General features: G+C 71.3%; 10 protein-coding genes. 6 read left to right on the top strand and 4 right to left on the bottom strand.

Translation table 11 applies throughout. The annotated features are described in order from the left end of the window. Positions 1 to 355: 355 nt before the first annotated feature. The 3 genes from ElP_RS23195 to ElP_RS23185 all read left to right on the top strand — a co-directional run bounded on the left by ElP_RS23195 (position 356) and on the right by ElP_RS23185 (position 5,977). The gene (locus ElP_RS23195; protein WP_145273711.1) at positions 356 to 3,412 is read left to right on the top strand and encodes a fibronectin type III domain-containing protein; all 3,057 of its coding nucleotides are present in this window, start codon (positions 356 to 358) and stop codon (positions 3,410 to 3,412) included. Positions 3,413 to 3,810: 398 nt separating this feature from the next. After that, a complete protein-coding gene (locus tag ElP_RS23190; RefSeq protein ID WP_145273708.1) occupies positions 3,811 to 4,554 on the top strand; it encodes a hypothetical protein in 744 nt (247 codons plus the stop codon). Between the two features lie 166 nt (positions 4,555 to 4,720). After that, positions 4,721 to 5,977 carry a pyridoxal phosphate-dependent aminotransferase gene (locus tag ElP_RS23185; RefSeq protein ID WP_145273705.1) on the top strand — a complete coding sequence of 419 codons (1,257 nt, stop codon included), beginning with the start codon at positions 4,721 to 4,723 and terminating at the stop codon, positions 5,975 to 5,977. 36 nt (positions 5,978 to 6,013) lie between these two features. On the opposite strand, the gene ElP_RS23180 is transcribed toward ElP_RS23185, so the two are convergent. Beyond that, positions 6,014 to 7,321: an efflux RND transporter periplasmic adaptor subunit gene (locus tag ElP_RS23180; RefSeq protein WP_231749227.1), complete on the bottom strand. Its 1,308-nt coding sequence runs from the start codon at positions 7,319 to 7,321 to the stop codon at positions 6,014 to 6,016. A gap of 1,133 nt (positions 7,322 to 8,454) precedes the next feature. On the opposite strand from ElP_RS23180, the gene ElP_RS23165 reads away from it, so the two are divergent. The 3 genes from ElP_RS23165 to ElP_RS23155 all read left to right on the top strand — a co-directional run bounded on the left by ElP_RS23165 (position 8,455) and on the right by ElP_RS23155 (position 10,788). After that, the gene (locus tag ElP_RS23165) at positions 8,455 to 9,072 is read left to right on the top strand and encodes a superoxide dismutase (protein ID WP_145273699.1); all 618 of its coding nucleotides are present in this window, start codon (positions 8,455 to 8,457) and stop codon (positions 9,070 to 9,072) included. A 305-nt stretch (positions 9,073 to 9,377) separates the two neighbouring features. Continuing rightward, complete coding sequence (locus tag ElP_RS23160) at positions 9,378 to 9,959, top strand: hypothetical protein (RefSeq protein WP_145273696.1); 582 nt, start codon at positions 9,378 to 9,380, stop codon at positions 9,957 to 9,959. Positions 9,960 to 10,065: 106 nt separating this feature from the next. Then, positions 10,066 to 10,788 (top strand): RluA family pseudouridine synthase, encoded by a 723-nt coding sequence (locus tag ElP_RS23155; protein WP_145273693.1) that lies wholly within the window; start codon positions 10,066 to 10,068, stop codon positions 10,786 to 10,788. 16 nt (positions 10,789 to 10,804) lie between these two features. On the opposite strand, the gene greA is transcribed toward ElP_RS23155, so the two are convergent. From greA to ElP_RS23140, 3 genes are all read right to left on the bottom strand, one after another. After that, complete coding sequence (gene greA / locus ElP_RS23150; protein ID WP_145273691.1) at positions 10,805 to 11,290, bottom strand: transcription elongation factor GreA; 486 nt, start codon at positions 11,288 to 11,290, stop codon at positions 10,805 to 10,807. Between the two features lie 269 nt (positions 11,291 to 11,559). Further along, on the bottom strand, positions 11,560 to 12,843 hold the full coding sequence (locus ElP_RS23145; protein WP_145273688.1) for an ABC transporter permease: 1,284 nt from the start codon (positions 12,841 to 12,843) through the stop codon (positions 11,560 to 11,562). Positions 12,844 to 12,868: 25 nt separating this feature from the next. Beyond that, entirely contained in the window at positions 12,869 to 13,705 is an 837-nt protein-coding gene (locus ElP_RS23140; protein ID WP_231749855.1) for an ABC transporter ATP-binding protein, read from the bottom strand. Position 13,706 lies beyond the last annotated feature (1 nt).

Genomic DNA, 13,706 nt, shown 5'->3' with positions numbered 1-13,706 from the left:
CGGGGGGGAGCCGCTCCAGGAAACCGTAGTGCCGGGCGAACCGCCATTGCCGATATCGGGCGTACCACGCCCTCCGGGCGGGATCCCGGGTCCGTCTAGCTCGAGACGCGTCCATGGTGACCCTCCGCAGGTCCTGGTCGAGGACTCTTCCACTACGGTAGTTGATGAATCACGACCCCGATCGGCCGGGAATCGCGGTCATTTCCCGGGCCCCGAGGATCCCCCCGACTGGACAGCGATCGGCCGGGGCGCAACAATGCCTCGGACAACGGCCCCGGCAGGACGCGACGCGGCTTCCGGGCCCCCCCCGGGGCCGAGGGGGGCGACCGGGGCGGGGACCCTATCGCGTCGGAACATGGTCGCCGATTACTACGAGATGCTCGGCATCCCCCAGGGGGCCGATCGGGCCGCCGTCGAGGAGGCCCTTGCGCGCTGCCAGCCGAAGTGGTCGGCCGGGGCCCGCAACCCGAAGCACCGGCATACCTATCACTCGTACCTCGACCAAATCCCCGCCATCCGGGCCACGCTGCTGGGCGACCCCACCGCCAGGGCGTCGTACGACGCCGAGCTGGCCGCGCTCCGCCGGGCCGAGCTGGACCGCAAGCTCGACGAGATCCAGCGACTCGTCCGCCTCCGGGCCTCCAAAGGCGGTTTGACCGTCTCCGACCGCGACCGCCTCCGGCGCGAGGCCGACCGGATCGGCGTCCCGGCCGAGGAGCTGGACCGGCTCCTGGAACCGATCGCGCCGATGCCCGAGGCCCCCGCCGAGGCCGACGAGCCCGACGAGCCCACCCCCGACGTGATCGACTCCGCCACCCGGGGCCAGATCCGCAGGACCCTCGAACACCTCGGCCGCCGGGATCTCTACGACGCCCTGGGGCTCCAGCGCGATGCCCCCCAGGCCGAGGTCGTCTCCCGGGCCGACGACGAACGCCGGCGATGGCGGCAGAAGTCCCGGGTCACGGCCGAGATGACCGCCTGGCTGGAGGCCGTCTCCTACGCCCAGTCCCACCTGGGCACCCCCGGGGCCCGGGCCCGGTACGACCGGACCCTGGAGTTCGAGGCCGAGGAGCGGTTCCTCGGCGCCGTCCGCTTCTGCCTCGAGGGGGAGGCGAGGCTCGCGTCCGGGGCGAAGGCGGCCCTGGTGGTCGAGGGGGAGAGCCTCGGCATCGGCCCCGACCGGGCCGATCGGCTGATCCGCCGCGCCTGCCGGGGGATGGGAGTCGCCTCGGGGGAGGCGCCGGAAGCCCGGACCGAGCCGGCCGGGCCGATCCGGCTGCTGCGGTGCCGGTCCTGCCGGGGCGTCACCCAGCATCGGGACGCGGAGAAGAACGGCCGGGCCTGCCGGCATTGCGGGGATTCCCTCCGCTGGGAATGCCCGATCTGCAAGCGGGGCCGCTGGGTCGACGAGCCCCGATGCGCCTGCGGCTTCCGGCTTGAGCTCCGGGAGCCGATGCTCCGCCACTTCGAGGCCGCCCGCCGCGCCCACAAGGCCCGGGACTACGCCTCGGCCCTGGCCCACCTGCATCGCATCCAGGAATTCGCCCCCGACCACGCCGGGACGAGGAAGGCGGTCGAGCGGGTCAAGCAGCGCCTCTCGGAGATCGAGCGGGCCCGGTCGGGCTTCGAGCAGGAACTCTCCCGTCGGCACCTGCTCAAGGCCCAGTCCGCCCTGAGGGCCTGGGCCTCGATGGTCGACCCCACCGACCCCGAGGTCCGCAAGGCGTTCGACGAGGTCAACCGGGGGCTCCGGGAAGCCCGTTCCCTCTCGGCCCGGGGCTCGTCGCTGCTCGGCAGCGACCCGGCCGAGGCCCGGACGCTGCTCCGACGCGCCCTGGAGTGGTCCGCCGACCTGGACGAGGCCCGCGACGCCCTCCGGCGATGCCCCCCCGACCCCCCGACCGACCTAAGGGCCGAGGTCGAGCGCGATGCCGTGGTCCTGCGATGGACCCCGCCGGCCCCCGACGGGCTCGGGCCGGTGAGCATCCGGGTCGTCCGCAAGGCTCGGGGGGTCCCGGCCTCCCCGGCCGACGGCACCGTCATCGCCGAGACGGACGCGACCGAGTGCCGGGACCCGGCCGCCTCCCCCGGCGAGGTCGTCGGCTATGCGGCCTTCGGCCGGAGGGACGGGGTCGACTCGGTGGCCCCGGCCGTCGTCGGGCCGGTCCTCGTGCTGGCCGACGTGCAGGACGTCCGGGTCGACGCCCGGAGCGGCGAGGTCGGCCTCTCCTGGCGGCTGCCCCGGGGCGCGACCGGCGTCCGTGTCGCCCGGAAGCAGGGGTCCCCCCCGACCGGGCCCGACGACGGGGTCCGGGTCGACGCCCTCCCCGACGGGGCCGGTGACCGGGGGCTGGACGACGACCGCGTCTACCATTACCGCATCTTCGCCTGCTACCGGACCCCCGAGGGGAAGGAACGCCTCTCCCGGGGGGTCTCGATCGCCGCGATGCCCCACCCGCCCGTCTCCGGCCTGATCTCCCTGGTGCCGGCCCCGATGCCCGACGGCCGGGTCCACTTCTCCTGGGAGGAGCCCGAGCGGGGCCAGGTCAAGATCCTCCGGTCCGATCGGCCCCCGGCCCTGCTGGAAGGCCAGCGGATCCCGGCCGGGCAGGCCGACGCCCTCGAAGGTCACTGGCTGGCGACCACCGCGACGGACCACGCCGTCGACGCCCGGCCGCCGACCTCGGGCCTCTGCTATTACACCCCCTTCACCTTCTGGGCCGGCACCTGCGCCGTCGGCCGCCCCGTGGCGTCGACCCGGATCCCCGACCCGAGCGAGCTCCGGGCCGTCCGGATCGGCGGTTCGGGCCGCGTGCACCTGCGATGGCGATGGAGCCCGGCGACCTCCCAGTCGCTCGTGCTGCTCAAGGCCGGGGCCCCCGCCGACGGCCCGGACGACCCCGCCGCCGATCGGCTGGTCGTCTCCGAACTGGAATACGGCCGCCAGGGGTTCGCCCCGCTGGACCTCCCCCCCGGCGAGGTCGCGCCGTACCACATCACCGTCCTGGGCCTCGCCGAGGTCGACGGCCGGATCCTCCACTCCCCCGGGGTCGAACCGACCGCCCGGACCGTCGTCCCCGGCCCCTCCCCGGAGGTCAGCGTCTCTTACAGCATCCGACGGCCTCGGCTCCCCGGCCGCCCCTGGGCCCTCGCCGTGCAAACCGACCCTCCCGGCTCCCCGGTCCCGCCGATGGTCCTCGTCGGCCACCCCCGGACCGTCCCCCTGACGGCCGACGACGGCGAGCTGATCGCGGCGATCCCCTCGGGCCGCGGGGGTGATTCCTTCCGGATCCCCCCAGTTCACCGAATCAGCGATTTCCGCCTCCGCCTCTTTGTTGATCCCACTCTCCCCATCGACCAGATTCCCCCAATCCGCCTCCGTCACCCCGAAGCGGAGCGGACGCGCGTCTGATCCCCATCGCCCGCAGACGCCTGTCGCTTGGTCCTTGCAGGGCAGGGACTTACGCTCCGATGGGCGGCGAGGACGGTCGTTCGAGGCACGCGACCCAACCACACATGCAAGCGTGCCCGAAATGGTCTCGGATGGGATCCGTGCCTCCGAGGGAATGCGCTCCCGAACCCATTGCACGATTATGGGTTGCGGCGATCGCCGTCCCGTTACTCGACGGGGAGGGGAGGGGTGTCCCGGGGCGGGATCGGGGCCAGGGGCGGTCCGGTCGCATTACTTCGGCACCCGGAACCGCTATAATGGATCGGATCGAGCACGGACGGCGGCTCTCGCCCGGTCTCCTCCGACCGTCCCCGTCGGGGGGGCGAGCCGGGCTCCCCAAGCGGCAGGACCAGAAGACCATGAATCGGTTGCAATCCAACGCGGACGATTTTTATATCAATGTCAATTTGAATACGGAAATGGAGCTCCCCACCGCCCGGGACACGGTGCTGCACTTCTTCGAGCAGATGAAGAAGGGGTTCCCCGAGCTCCAGAATTTCTACACGAGGGAGAACGGCGACCTGGTGCTGGAGGGGGACAAGGATCGGGGCAGCTACCGCTGGTTGGCGATCGAACAGCGTCGGCTCTGCTCCGGCTTCGTCAACCCGCCGACCCCCGAGGAGGTCTACCGGCAGCACGAGATGGTGCTGGACCTGGCCCCCCACCTGCTGACGATCAGCGTCCTGGACTGCGAGGCCCTGGACGTGATGTTCGGCTTCGACCTGACCTACGAGGGGAACCACGACGAGGTCGTGGCGGAGGCCCTCGGCATCGGTTGGGGGCCGGAAGGCCTGCTCGACGTGGCCGGCGGCCGGGTGATCCACTATGAGCCGTCGGTCACCCTGGCCCTGGAGGAGTCGTGCCGGCTGCAGTGCCGGCTGAGCGTCGAGACCCGGACCAACGCCTATCAGATCCGGACCGGCGAGTACGCCGAGGACCAGATCAGCGTCTACTTCACGGTCCGGCAATACTGGGGCACGGGGCCGGAGCGGAGCTTCGTCGACTCGTTCCGCCGCCAGTGCGAGATCGGCGAGGAACTGGTCCAGGAGAAGGTGATCCCCCGGATCGTGCAGCCCCTGGCGCAGGCGATCGCCTCGCGGTGACCCGGGCCCTGCGGGCCGGGCCGGGGCGGGGGACTTGCCCCACCGGTCGGATCCATCGAGAATCGAGCGCGGCCCCGGGCCGGTCCCCTCCCAGAGGGCCGGCAGGGGCCGCTTCCCTGCGCGGAGCGAACCCGAGACCCGCCTCCCCGACCCGGATGTCCTTCCCATGCCCCGCCTCAGCTCCCTGGCCCGGAACCTGACCACCGAGACGGCCTTCAGCGTCCTGGCCGTCGCCCGGTCGCTCAAGGCGACCGGCAAGGAGGTGGTCGAGCTGGAGATCGGCGACAGCCCGTTCCCGAGCACGCCGAACGCCAAGGAGGCGGGCATCCGGGCGATCCAGGAGAACCGGACCGGATACTGCCCCAGCCTCGGGCTGCCGGAGCTTCGCAGGGCCGCGGCGGGATTCGTGGGGGAATTCGGCATCGAGGCCGACGCGGATCACGTGATCGTCGCGTCCGGGGCCAAGCCCTTCGAGACGTACTTCGCCGAGGCGCTGATGGAGCCCGACGACGGGGTCTTGATCTTCGGCCCCCAGTTCCCGACCTACGTGCCGAACCTCAATCGGGTGGGGGCCAGGCCGGTCGTGGTCCCGCTCCGGGCCGAGGACCGCTTCCGCCCCCGGGCCGAGCACGTCGCCGCCTTCCTCCGGGAGGACCATCGCCCCCGGGCCGTCATCCTCAATTCCCCCCACAACCCCACCGGCGGCGTGGCGACCGGGGCTGACCTCGACGCGATCGCCGACTTGGTCCGGGGCACGGAGCTGGTGGTCCTCTCGGATGAGCCATACTGCCACATGGTCTGGGAGGGGACCCACGAGTCGCTGCTCTCCCGACCGGGGATGATGGAGCACGTCGTCGCCGCGTACACGATGAGCAAGTCCTACAGCATGAGCGGCTGGCGGATCGGCTTCGCGGTCGCCCACCCGGACGTGATCCAGGCGATGGGGAAGCTGATCAACACCTCGTCCTCCTGCAGCCCGCCGTTCGCCCAGCTCGGCGCGGTGGCCGCCCTGGAGCGGGACGCCGAGACGAGGGACGAGTACATGGGGCGCTTCCGCCGCAAGGTCGAGCGCCTCTCCGACGGCCTGGCGACGATCGAGGGCGTCTCCGTCGACCGGCCGGCGGGCACCTTCTACGTCTTCCCGGACGTCCGGCAGGCCTGCAATCGCCTGGGCCTGACCTCACACGGCCTGGCGATGTACCTGCTGCAAGGGGCCGACGACCGCTTCGGGGTCGCCTGCCTCGGCGGCGAATGCTTCGGGCCGGAGGGGGCCGGATTCCTCCGGTTCAGTTGCGCCGAGCCCGACGAGCAGATCGACCGGGCCCTCGCGTTCCTGCCGGAGGCGATGACCCGAGTAGACCGGGTCCGACGCTACCTCGACGTCCACCCCGAGCATGCGTTGGCCGTGCCCTACGTCCCCTGAGATCCCAAGGGATCCCCGACGGCCGGGCGGCCGCGGTCACCCCCCCGCCGGGGGGGCCAGGGCGATCCGCGCACCGTCCGGCGGGGCGGCGTAGTCGGGGGCCGGCAGGGCCAGGGGGTCGGCCACGATCCGGTCGCCGGGCTCCAGGCCGCCCAGGATCTCGGCATAGACCGGGTTCCTCAGGCCGACGTCGAGCTTCTTCCAGGTGACGCTGCCGTCTCGGGACGAGATCGCCGCGAAGGGGGTCTGCTCGACCCACCGGATCGCCTGGAGCGGGACCCTGGTCACCTCGGACCGCTCCCCCAGGTGGAACGCCACCTCGGCGCTGAGCCCAGGGCGGAGGCCCTCGAAGCCCCCGGTGATGACCACCGTGGCGTTGTAGAGCTTCACGTCGGAGACGATGTTGGCCGGCACCGGGATCGGCTTGATCTCCTTGACCACGCCCCGGAGGGGACGGTCGGGGAAGGCGTCGATCCGGATCGACGCCTCCATCCCCTCCCTCACCGAGTTGATCTTGGACTCGTTGATCTTGACCAGGACCTGCATGTTGTCCGGGTCGGGCAGCTGGATGACGGCCTGGTTCTCCCGGACGGTGGAGCCTTCCGCGATCTCGTCCTCGACGCTGCCCCAGGAGTTGGTGTTGCGGGCGTAGACGACCACCCCGGTGGCCGGGGCGTAGAGCTTGCAATTGGCGATCGCCCGCTCCAGCCGCTTGAGCCGATCGTCCTCGACCTGGAAGGCGGCCTTCTGGCTCAACAGGTCGGCCTTCACCGCCTCGACCTTGGCCTCGAGACTCGTGATGATCCGACGGCCGGTGTAGTCGATGAGGCGGCGCTGCATCTCCCGGGCGTTCTCCAGCTCGATCTGCCACTGCTCCAGCAGCAATCGGTCGCCGAGGAGTTGGGAGTCGGAGTTGAGGCCCTTGCGATTGAGGTCCAGCGCCCACTCGTAGGTCAGCTTGGCCTCCTGCTGCTTGGTCCGGCAATTGGTGAGGTATTGCTCGACGAGCTTGATGTCCTGCGGGTAGATGCCGTCGCGGTATTCCCGGAGTTCGATCTCGGCGACCTGGAGGATCGTCTCGGCCTGCACGACCGAGGAGAGCGCCTGGGCGTGTCGGATCCGCTGCAACTGGAGCTCGTCGAAGAAGGCGGCGCTGTCCAGTTCGCAGACGAGCGTACCGGGCTCGACCCGGCTGCCCTCGTCGATGATCCAGATGATCCGAGTCGCCCCGGCCCGCTCATTTTCCTCGTCGCCTCGACCGCCGCCTCCGCCGCCGCCGCTACCTCCGCCGCCACCGGCTCCGCCCAGGGTCGCGATCGTCGTCGAGCTGCCGGAGCCGGACATCCCTCCCGGATTCAAGGGCATATGAGGGGTGGCGCGGAAGGAGAAGCTGCGGATATTCGGTCGATCCGCGAGGGCCGAAGCTTGGGAGCCACCTCCCATTCCGCCGCCGCCGCCGCCCGCGCCGCCCCCGCCCCCACCAGAGCCGCCGCCCGAGCCGCCCCTACCCCCACTTCCCCCCGAGGCCCCGCCCGAGCCACCCATTCCCCCGGCGGCTCCCGTACCGCCGGCCCCTCCCGTTCCCCCGGTCCCGCCGATCCCTCCCGTTCCCCCGGTCCCGCCGACCCCTCCCGTCGAGGACGTCCCGCCGCGCGTCCCTCCCGAAGTGCCGCCCGAACCCCGGGAAGATCCGCCGCCCCCCCCGCCGCCGCCCCGCCCACCCATCGAGCCGCCGTCCGGGCCGCCGACGGTGCCGAGCAGGGCCTCGACCTCGCAATAAATCGTGGTATTGTTGGCGCTCTCCAGCGACCCGCTCTCGACGAGGTAGGAACGGATCGTCCCCTGATCGACCAGGACGCTGGGCAACCCCCGATCGTCGTCCGCCGCCAGCAGGGGCATCGAGCTGATCTGGTTTCGGAAGGCGAAGGCCGCGGCGCCGGCCGACCCCAGTAGGACGAGGGCCACGACCAGGCGGACGAACGTCGATCGCCGGCGGGAGGGCCGGGGATGCGGCGCACGCGTGACGACCGTGGGGGGGGCGCCCGTCGACATCAAGCCGCTCCGAGTGACAGGAGGAGATCGGTCAAACGATCCGGGAGGACGGATCGGACGGCCCGGGGATCGGCCGTCGAGAAATTGGCTCGTTCGATCTATCAACAGTCTTACCGGCGACTGGGGGCCTGGTCAAGCGTCGGCCCCCGATCCGATCGCGATGGATGGATGTGTCGTGAGGTCGAATCGGGGGCCTGCGGCGTCCGGGCCCGGGGCCGCCCGGCGGGGTGGCCGCCCCGGACGTTCGACGGCCTGTAGGCCCGAGTCCCGCTGTGGTAAGGTACGGGCGATCGAGGCGTCCCGGCATGCCATGAGCATCGAGGGGTCGGACACGGGCCCGGGTCGAGGTCGACGCCGCCCGGGTCGAGGTCCACGCGAGGCCTCCCGAAGCCGAGATTTCTTGCCACTCCAGAGGAACGACACCCATGGCCGAGTACAGCCTGCCGCCGCTGCCCTACCCCTCCAACGCCCTGGAGCCGAACATCGACGCCCAGACGATGGAGATCCACCACGGCAAACACCACAACACCTACGTCACCAAGCTCAACGACGCCCTGAAGGATCACCCCGACCACCAGGGGAAGCCGATCGAGGAGTTGATCTCCGACCTGGACGCCCTGCCCGAGTCGGCCCGGGGGGCCGTCCGGAATAACGGCGGGGGCCACGCCAACCATTCCCTCTTCTGGACGATCATGAAGCCGGGAGGCGGCGGCCCGCCGACCGGGGCGGTGGCCCAGGCGATCGACGACGCCTTCGGCGGCTTCGACGCCTTCAAGGACGAGTTCTCCAAGGCCGCCGCCGGCCGATTCGGCTCCGGCTGGGCCTGGCTGGTGGTGAAGGGGGGCAAGCTCGCCATCACCTCCACCCCGAACCAGGACAACCCCCTGATGGACGGCTCGGGGACCCCCATCCTCGGCCTCGACGTCTGGGAGCATGCCTACTACCTGAAGTACCAGAACAAGCGGCCCGACTACGTCGCCGCCTGGTGGAACACGATCAACTGGGACGAGGTCGACCGCCGTTTCCGGGCCGCCAAGGGCTAATCGTCCCCCCGGGCGGTCCGACCCGATCACCGGGCCCCGCCCCCCGCCTCGGGGGGGCGGGGCGGCCCGGCTTGACCGCCGGGGAGGATCGGCTATGATCCCGATCGCCCCGCGGGTCGGACCCGTCCGGGGAGGTTCCACGTCCGTGACGCCCCGGGCCCCGTTGACGCTCGCTCGACCGAGCCGCTCCCTCCGATCGACACCCGCCCGGCCCGGGCGAACCGGGACGCTCGACGCCCCCGACCGGCTTCCGTCTTCGGGGTGCTTCGCCCGCCCGGCGCCATTCAGGAAGGGAGGGAATGCCGATGGATCGGCTTCTGATGCAGCGAGGCCTGGTCGCCCTGGGCGGCATGGCCCTGATCTTGGCCGCTACGGGGTGTCGCGACCGGAACCTCCGGGTCCCGCCGCCGACCCACTATTCCGACGGCGGGGCCGCCGTGCCCGAGGCCGGCTACGCCGCCCCCGCGCTCGACCCGACTGCGATCGACCCCTACGCGGGCAGCCCCTACGGGGCGGCCGCCGGCAGCTACGACCCCGCCGCGGCCCCGACCTCCGGCTCGTACGACCCCGTCGCCGGCGGGTATGACCCGTACGCGGCCCCGGCCGGGGCCGACGCCTATGCCGACCCGGCCGGGTCGCCCTACGGCGCCTCCCCGTCGGCATCGACCGCCCCGATGTCCTACGACCCGTCGGCCTCCTCCGCCGGGGTCTTCGCGTCTCCCTCGTCGGCGTCGGGATACGACCCCATGAGCGCCGGGATGGCCGCCGGGCCGGCCGACGTCTCCGATTTCGGCTCCTCCTACTCGGCGGGCCCGGCCGACCTGCCCGCCATCGACGGCGGCATCACGGCGCCCCCGGTCCCCGGCGACCTGCCCCCGATGCCTTGACCCCGACCGGCCCCCCGAGGGCCGGACCCCGACCCGAGGTACCCGTCCGGGGGGTGTCTCCTCGCGACCGATCGCGGGGGCGCCCCCCTGGTCGATCCCACCCCTAATGGCCCCAACCGACCCCGACACGCCATCGACGCCGACCCCGACGATCCTCTACGAGGACGTCCATTGCCTCGTCGTGGTCAAGCCGGCGGGCATGCTCACCCAGGGGCGCCCGAGGGAGGGGATAAGCCTGGAAGGGGTGCTCCGCGGCTACCTCGCGCCGCAGGGCCCGGACGAGGTCTACCTCGCCGCCGTCCACCGGCTCGACCGGCCCGTCTCGGGCGTGATGATCTGGGGCAAGACGCCCAAGGCCGCCCGTCGCCTGCACGAGCAGTTCTCCGGGCGGGAGGTCGAGAAGCAGTACTGGGCGATCGTCCCCGGCCGTCCGGCCCCCCCCGAAGGGCTCTGGGACGACTGGCTCTGCGAGGAGGACACCGGCCTCGGGCCGGTGGTCCAGGTCTGCCTCGCCGACGCCCCCCGGGCCCGACACGCGCTCACCCGCTACCGGGTCGAGCCGCCGGGCGCCGCCCCCGAGGGCTGCTCCTGGCTCAGGCTCTGGCCGAGGACCGGCCGGACGCATCAGCTCCGGGTCCAGGCGTCGTCCCGGGGGTGGCCGATCCTGGGGGACCGGGCGTACGGCTCCGACCGGGCCTTCCCGGTCGGGATCGCCTTGCATTCGCGGTCGCTGGCGATCCGGCACCCCATGCTCCGGACCGAGCTTTCATTCCGGGCCCCGGTGCCGGGGCACTGGTCGGAGGCCGGGTTCACGCCGCCCGGGGACTGAACGCCGGGGGCGTCGCTCAGTCCTCGCCGATGCCGATCTCCAGGACCTTGAACTTGATCGTCCCCTGCGGGACGGCGATCTCGGCCACCTCGCCCACCTTCTTGCCGATGAGGCCCTCGCCGATCGGGCTGCTCGTGAGGATCCGGTTGCGGTCGTAGTCCTCGTCCCCGGGGCCGACGAGGGTGAACTCCTCCTCGTCGTCGAGGTCCATGTCCAGCACCTTCACCTTCGAGCCGAAGACGACGCGGTCGGTGGGCAGGTTCGAGCGGTCGACGATGTAGGCGCGGCCGAGCTGGTCCTCGAGCAGGACGATCTTGGCCTGGAGCTCCCCCTGCTTCTCCCGGGCGGCGTGGTACTCGGCGTTCTCGGACAGGTCCCCGAAGGCCCGAGCCTCGGCCACTTGCTCGGTGATCTTGGTCATCTCGACGTTCTTCAGGTGGTCGAGTTCGGCCTTCTTCTTCTCGTAGCCTTCCTTCGACACGGGGATGCGGTCCGTGGACATGCCGCGAGTCTCCTGATGCGTCTGACGTCCCCCGGCCGGGGGACGGCGAGCGACGACGGGTCGGGGCGGCCGACGCCGCCGAAGTGGGGTGAGATTCCGGGCCGACCGAGATGGCCCGGTGGATCTCGGAAACCTCGATCACGTTAATGCAAAAGACCGCGACCCGGAGTAAGGTTCCGGGTCGCGGCTGGGGGCGTTTCCGTACGGATGAGCGTAGTGCCTGGCCGACGGGGACGCAAGCCCCCGTCGGCCGCCCGGCCCGGCATGCATCACTCGTGCCGGAGGGCCTCGATCGGGTCCATCTTGGCCGCCCGGTTCGCCGGGTAGAGCCCGGCCACGATGCCGACGAGCACCGAGACGCCGAACGAGAGGATCACCGACTCCGGCGTCACCACCGCCTTGATCTCGGAGAACTGGGTGATCAGGGGGGGGACGAAGACGCCGATCGCGACGCCGATCAGGCCGCCGATGCCCGAGAGCACGACCGTCTCGATGAGGAACTGCTGGGTGATGTCCCGACGCTTGGCCCCCAGGGCGCGGCGGATGCCGATCTCCCGGGTCCGCTCGGTCACGGTCGCCAGCATGATGTTCATGATGCCGATGCCGCCGACGATCAGCGAGATGGCCGCGATCGAGCCCAGCACCAGGCTGAAGATGGCCGCCTGCCGCTTGGCCTGCTCCAGCAGGTCGTACGGCACCACCATGTCGACGTCCTTCTTCTCCTCGTGGAACGGCTTCACGGCGGCCTCGATCACCGGGGCGGTGATGGGGACCTCCTCGATCTCGCTGACCTGCAGGGTGATCTGGGAGAGTTGCGTCTCCTCGGCCTCCTGCGAGCCCGCCCGGCTGGAGAGGATCCGCTCGCCGAAGCGGACCCGGCAGGTGTTCAGCGGGATGTAGACGTCCTTGTCGTACTCCTGGGCGGCGAGGCTGCCGCCGATGGCGGCCGTCGAGCCGCGTCGCCGGGTCACGCCCACCACCGTGTAGTAGTCGTTGCCGATCTTCACCGACTGCCGGAGCGGGTTCTCGAACGGGAAGAGCTGGCTGGCGGTCTCGGCGGCGAGCACGCAGTAGTTCTCGTAGTGCTCGTTGTCCGAGGGGAGCAGGAACCGGCCGCGCTCGATCTGGAGGCGGTTGAATTCCAGGTAGTCGTGCGTGGTGCCGACCACACGGGCCTCGATCGCGTGGTTCGCCCGGCGGACCTCCCGGCGGATCTCCCGGATCGGCAGGGCCCGGGTGATGGTGGGCACGGTGGCGAGGATCCGGTCGTAATCCTCGTACTTCAGGCCGTAGTTGAGCACCCGGGAGGGGCGGCCGCCGGTGCCCTGGCTCTGGGCGTCCTGGCTCGGCTTGACCGACCGGTAGATGATGTTGGTGGCGCCGAGCTGGGCGATCTGCTCCTGGGCGTCCCGGGCCGCCCCCTCGCCGACGGCCAGCATCATGATCACGGCGGCGACGCCGAAGACCACGCCCAGGATCGTCAGGGACGACCGGAGCTTGTGCAGCAGCAGGCTCTTGACGCCCAGATTCACGCTTCGCCAGATGCGTCCCATCGCTCGGTTCTCTCGCCGTGAGTGGTCAGGCCGGGGCCAGCGCCGCGCCGGGCAGGCCGGTGCCGAGGCCGAGGCCGACGACCTCCGGCGGCTCGCCCTTCATCCGCTCGCTCGGGGCGTCGGTGATGATCTGTCCGTCCCGCATCCGGATGACCCGCCGGGCGTGCTCGGCGATGTCGTCCTCGTGGGTGACCATGATGATGGTCTTGCCCGTCTGGTTGAGCCGCTCCAGCATCGCCATGATCTCGTCGCTGGTGGCGCTGTCGAGGTTGCCGGTGGCCTCGTCGGCCAGGATGATGTAGGGGTCGTTGACCAGCGACCGGGCGATCGCCACCCGCTGCTGCTGGCCGCCGGAGAGCTGGTTGGGGCGGTGATCCATCCGGTCGCCGAGCCCGACCATCTCGGCCAGTTCCAGCGTCCGGGCGTCGTCCTCCTCGGAGACTTTCCCCGAGCCCTGGTAGGTCAGCGGGAGCTGGATGTTCTCGTGGACCGTGTACTGCTGGATCAGGTTGTAGGCCTGGAAGATGAAGCCGATGTATCGGCTCCGGATCTCCGAGAGCTCGTCGTCGGTGAGCTGGGCCACGTCCTGGTCGCCGAGCAGGTACTGGCCGCTGGTGGGGCGGTCGAGGCAGCCGAGCAGGTTGAGCATGGTGCTCTTGCCCGACCCCGAGGCGCCCATGATCGCCACGTACTCGCCGGGGTAGAAGTCGACCGAGACCCCGCGGAGGGCGTGGACGACGATCGCCTCGTGGCGACCGCCGGCCTTGCCCATCACGTACTGCTTGCGGATGTCCCGGAGGCGGACGATCGGCTGGGCCCCGGAGGTACCCGGCCGTTCGTCCATGAGCGGGAAGTCGTCCATC

The organism is Tautonia plasticadhaerens (assembly GCF_007752535.1).
Lineage (GTDB): Bacteria > Planctomycetota > Planctomycetia > Isosphaerales > Isosphaeraceae > Tautonia > Tautonia plasticadhaerens.
The sequence above is the reverse complement of the archived record's forward strand: the minus strand, read 5'-3'. Positions and strand labels throughout refer to the sequence as shown.

What these genes read in the sequence shown, in the direction of transcription:
- ElP_RS23195 (WP_145273711.1), top strand. Translation starts at nt 356, where the DNA reads ATGGTCGCCGATTACTACGAGATGCTCGGCATCCCCCAGGGGGCCGAT.
- ElP_RS23190 (WP_145273708.1), top strand. Translation starts at nt 3,811, where the DNA reads ATGAATCGGTTGCAATCCAACGCGGACGATTTTTATATCAATGTCAAT.
- ElP_RS23185 (WP_145273705.1), top strand. Translation starts at nt 4,721, where the DNA reads ATGCCCCGCCTCAGCTCCCTGGCCCGGAACCTGACCACCGAGACGGCC.
- ElP_RS23180 (WP_231749227.1), bottom strand. Translation starts at nt 7,321, where the DNA reads ATGTCCGGCTCCGGCAGCTCGACGACGATCGCGACCCTGGGCGGAGCC.
- ElP_RS23165 (WP_145273699.1), top strand. Translation starts at nt 8,455, where the DNA reads ATGGCCGAGTACAGCCTGCCGCCGCTGCCCTACCCCTCCAACGCCCTG.
- ElP_RS23160 (WP_145273696.1), top strand. Translation starts at nt 9,378, where the DNA reads ATGGATCGGCTTCTGATGCAGCGAGGCCTGGTCGCCCTGGGCGGCATG.
- ElP_RS23155 (WP_145273693.1), top strand. Translation starts at nt 10,066, where the DNA reads ATGGCCCCAACCGACCCCGACACGCCATCGACGCCGACCCCGACGATC.
- greA (WP_145273691.1), bottom strand. Translation starts at nt 11,290, where the DNA reads ATGTCCACGGACCGCATCCCCGTGTCGAAGGAAGGCTACGAGAAGAAG.
- ElP_RS23145 (WP_145273688.1), bottom strand. Translation starts at nt 12,843, where the DNA reads ATGGGACGCATCTGGCGAAGCGTGAATCTGGGCGTCAAGAGCCTGCTG.
- ElP_RS23140 (WP_231749855.1), bottom strand. Translation starts at nt 13,705, where the DNA reads ATGGACGACTTCCCGCTCATGGACGAACGGCCGGGTACCTCCGGGGCC.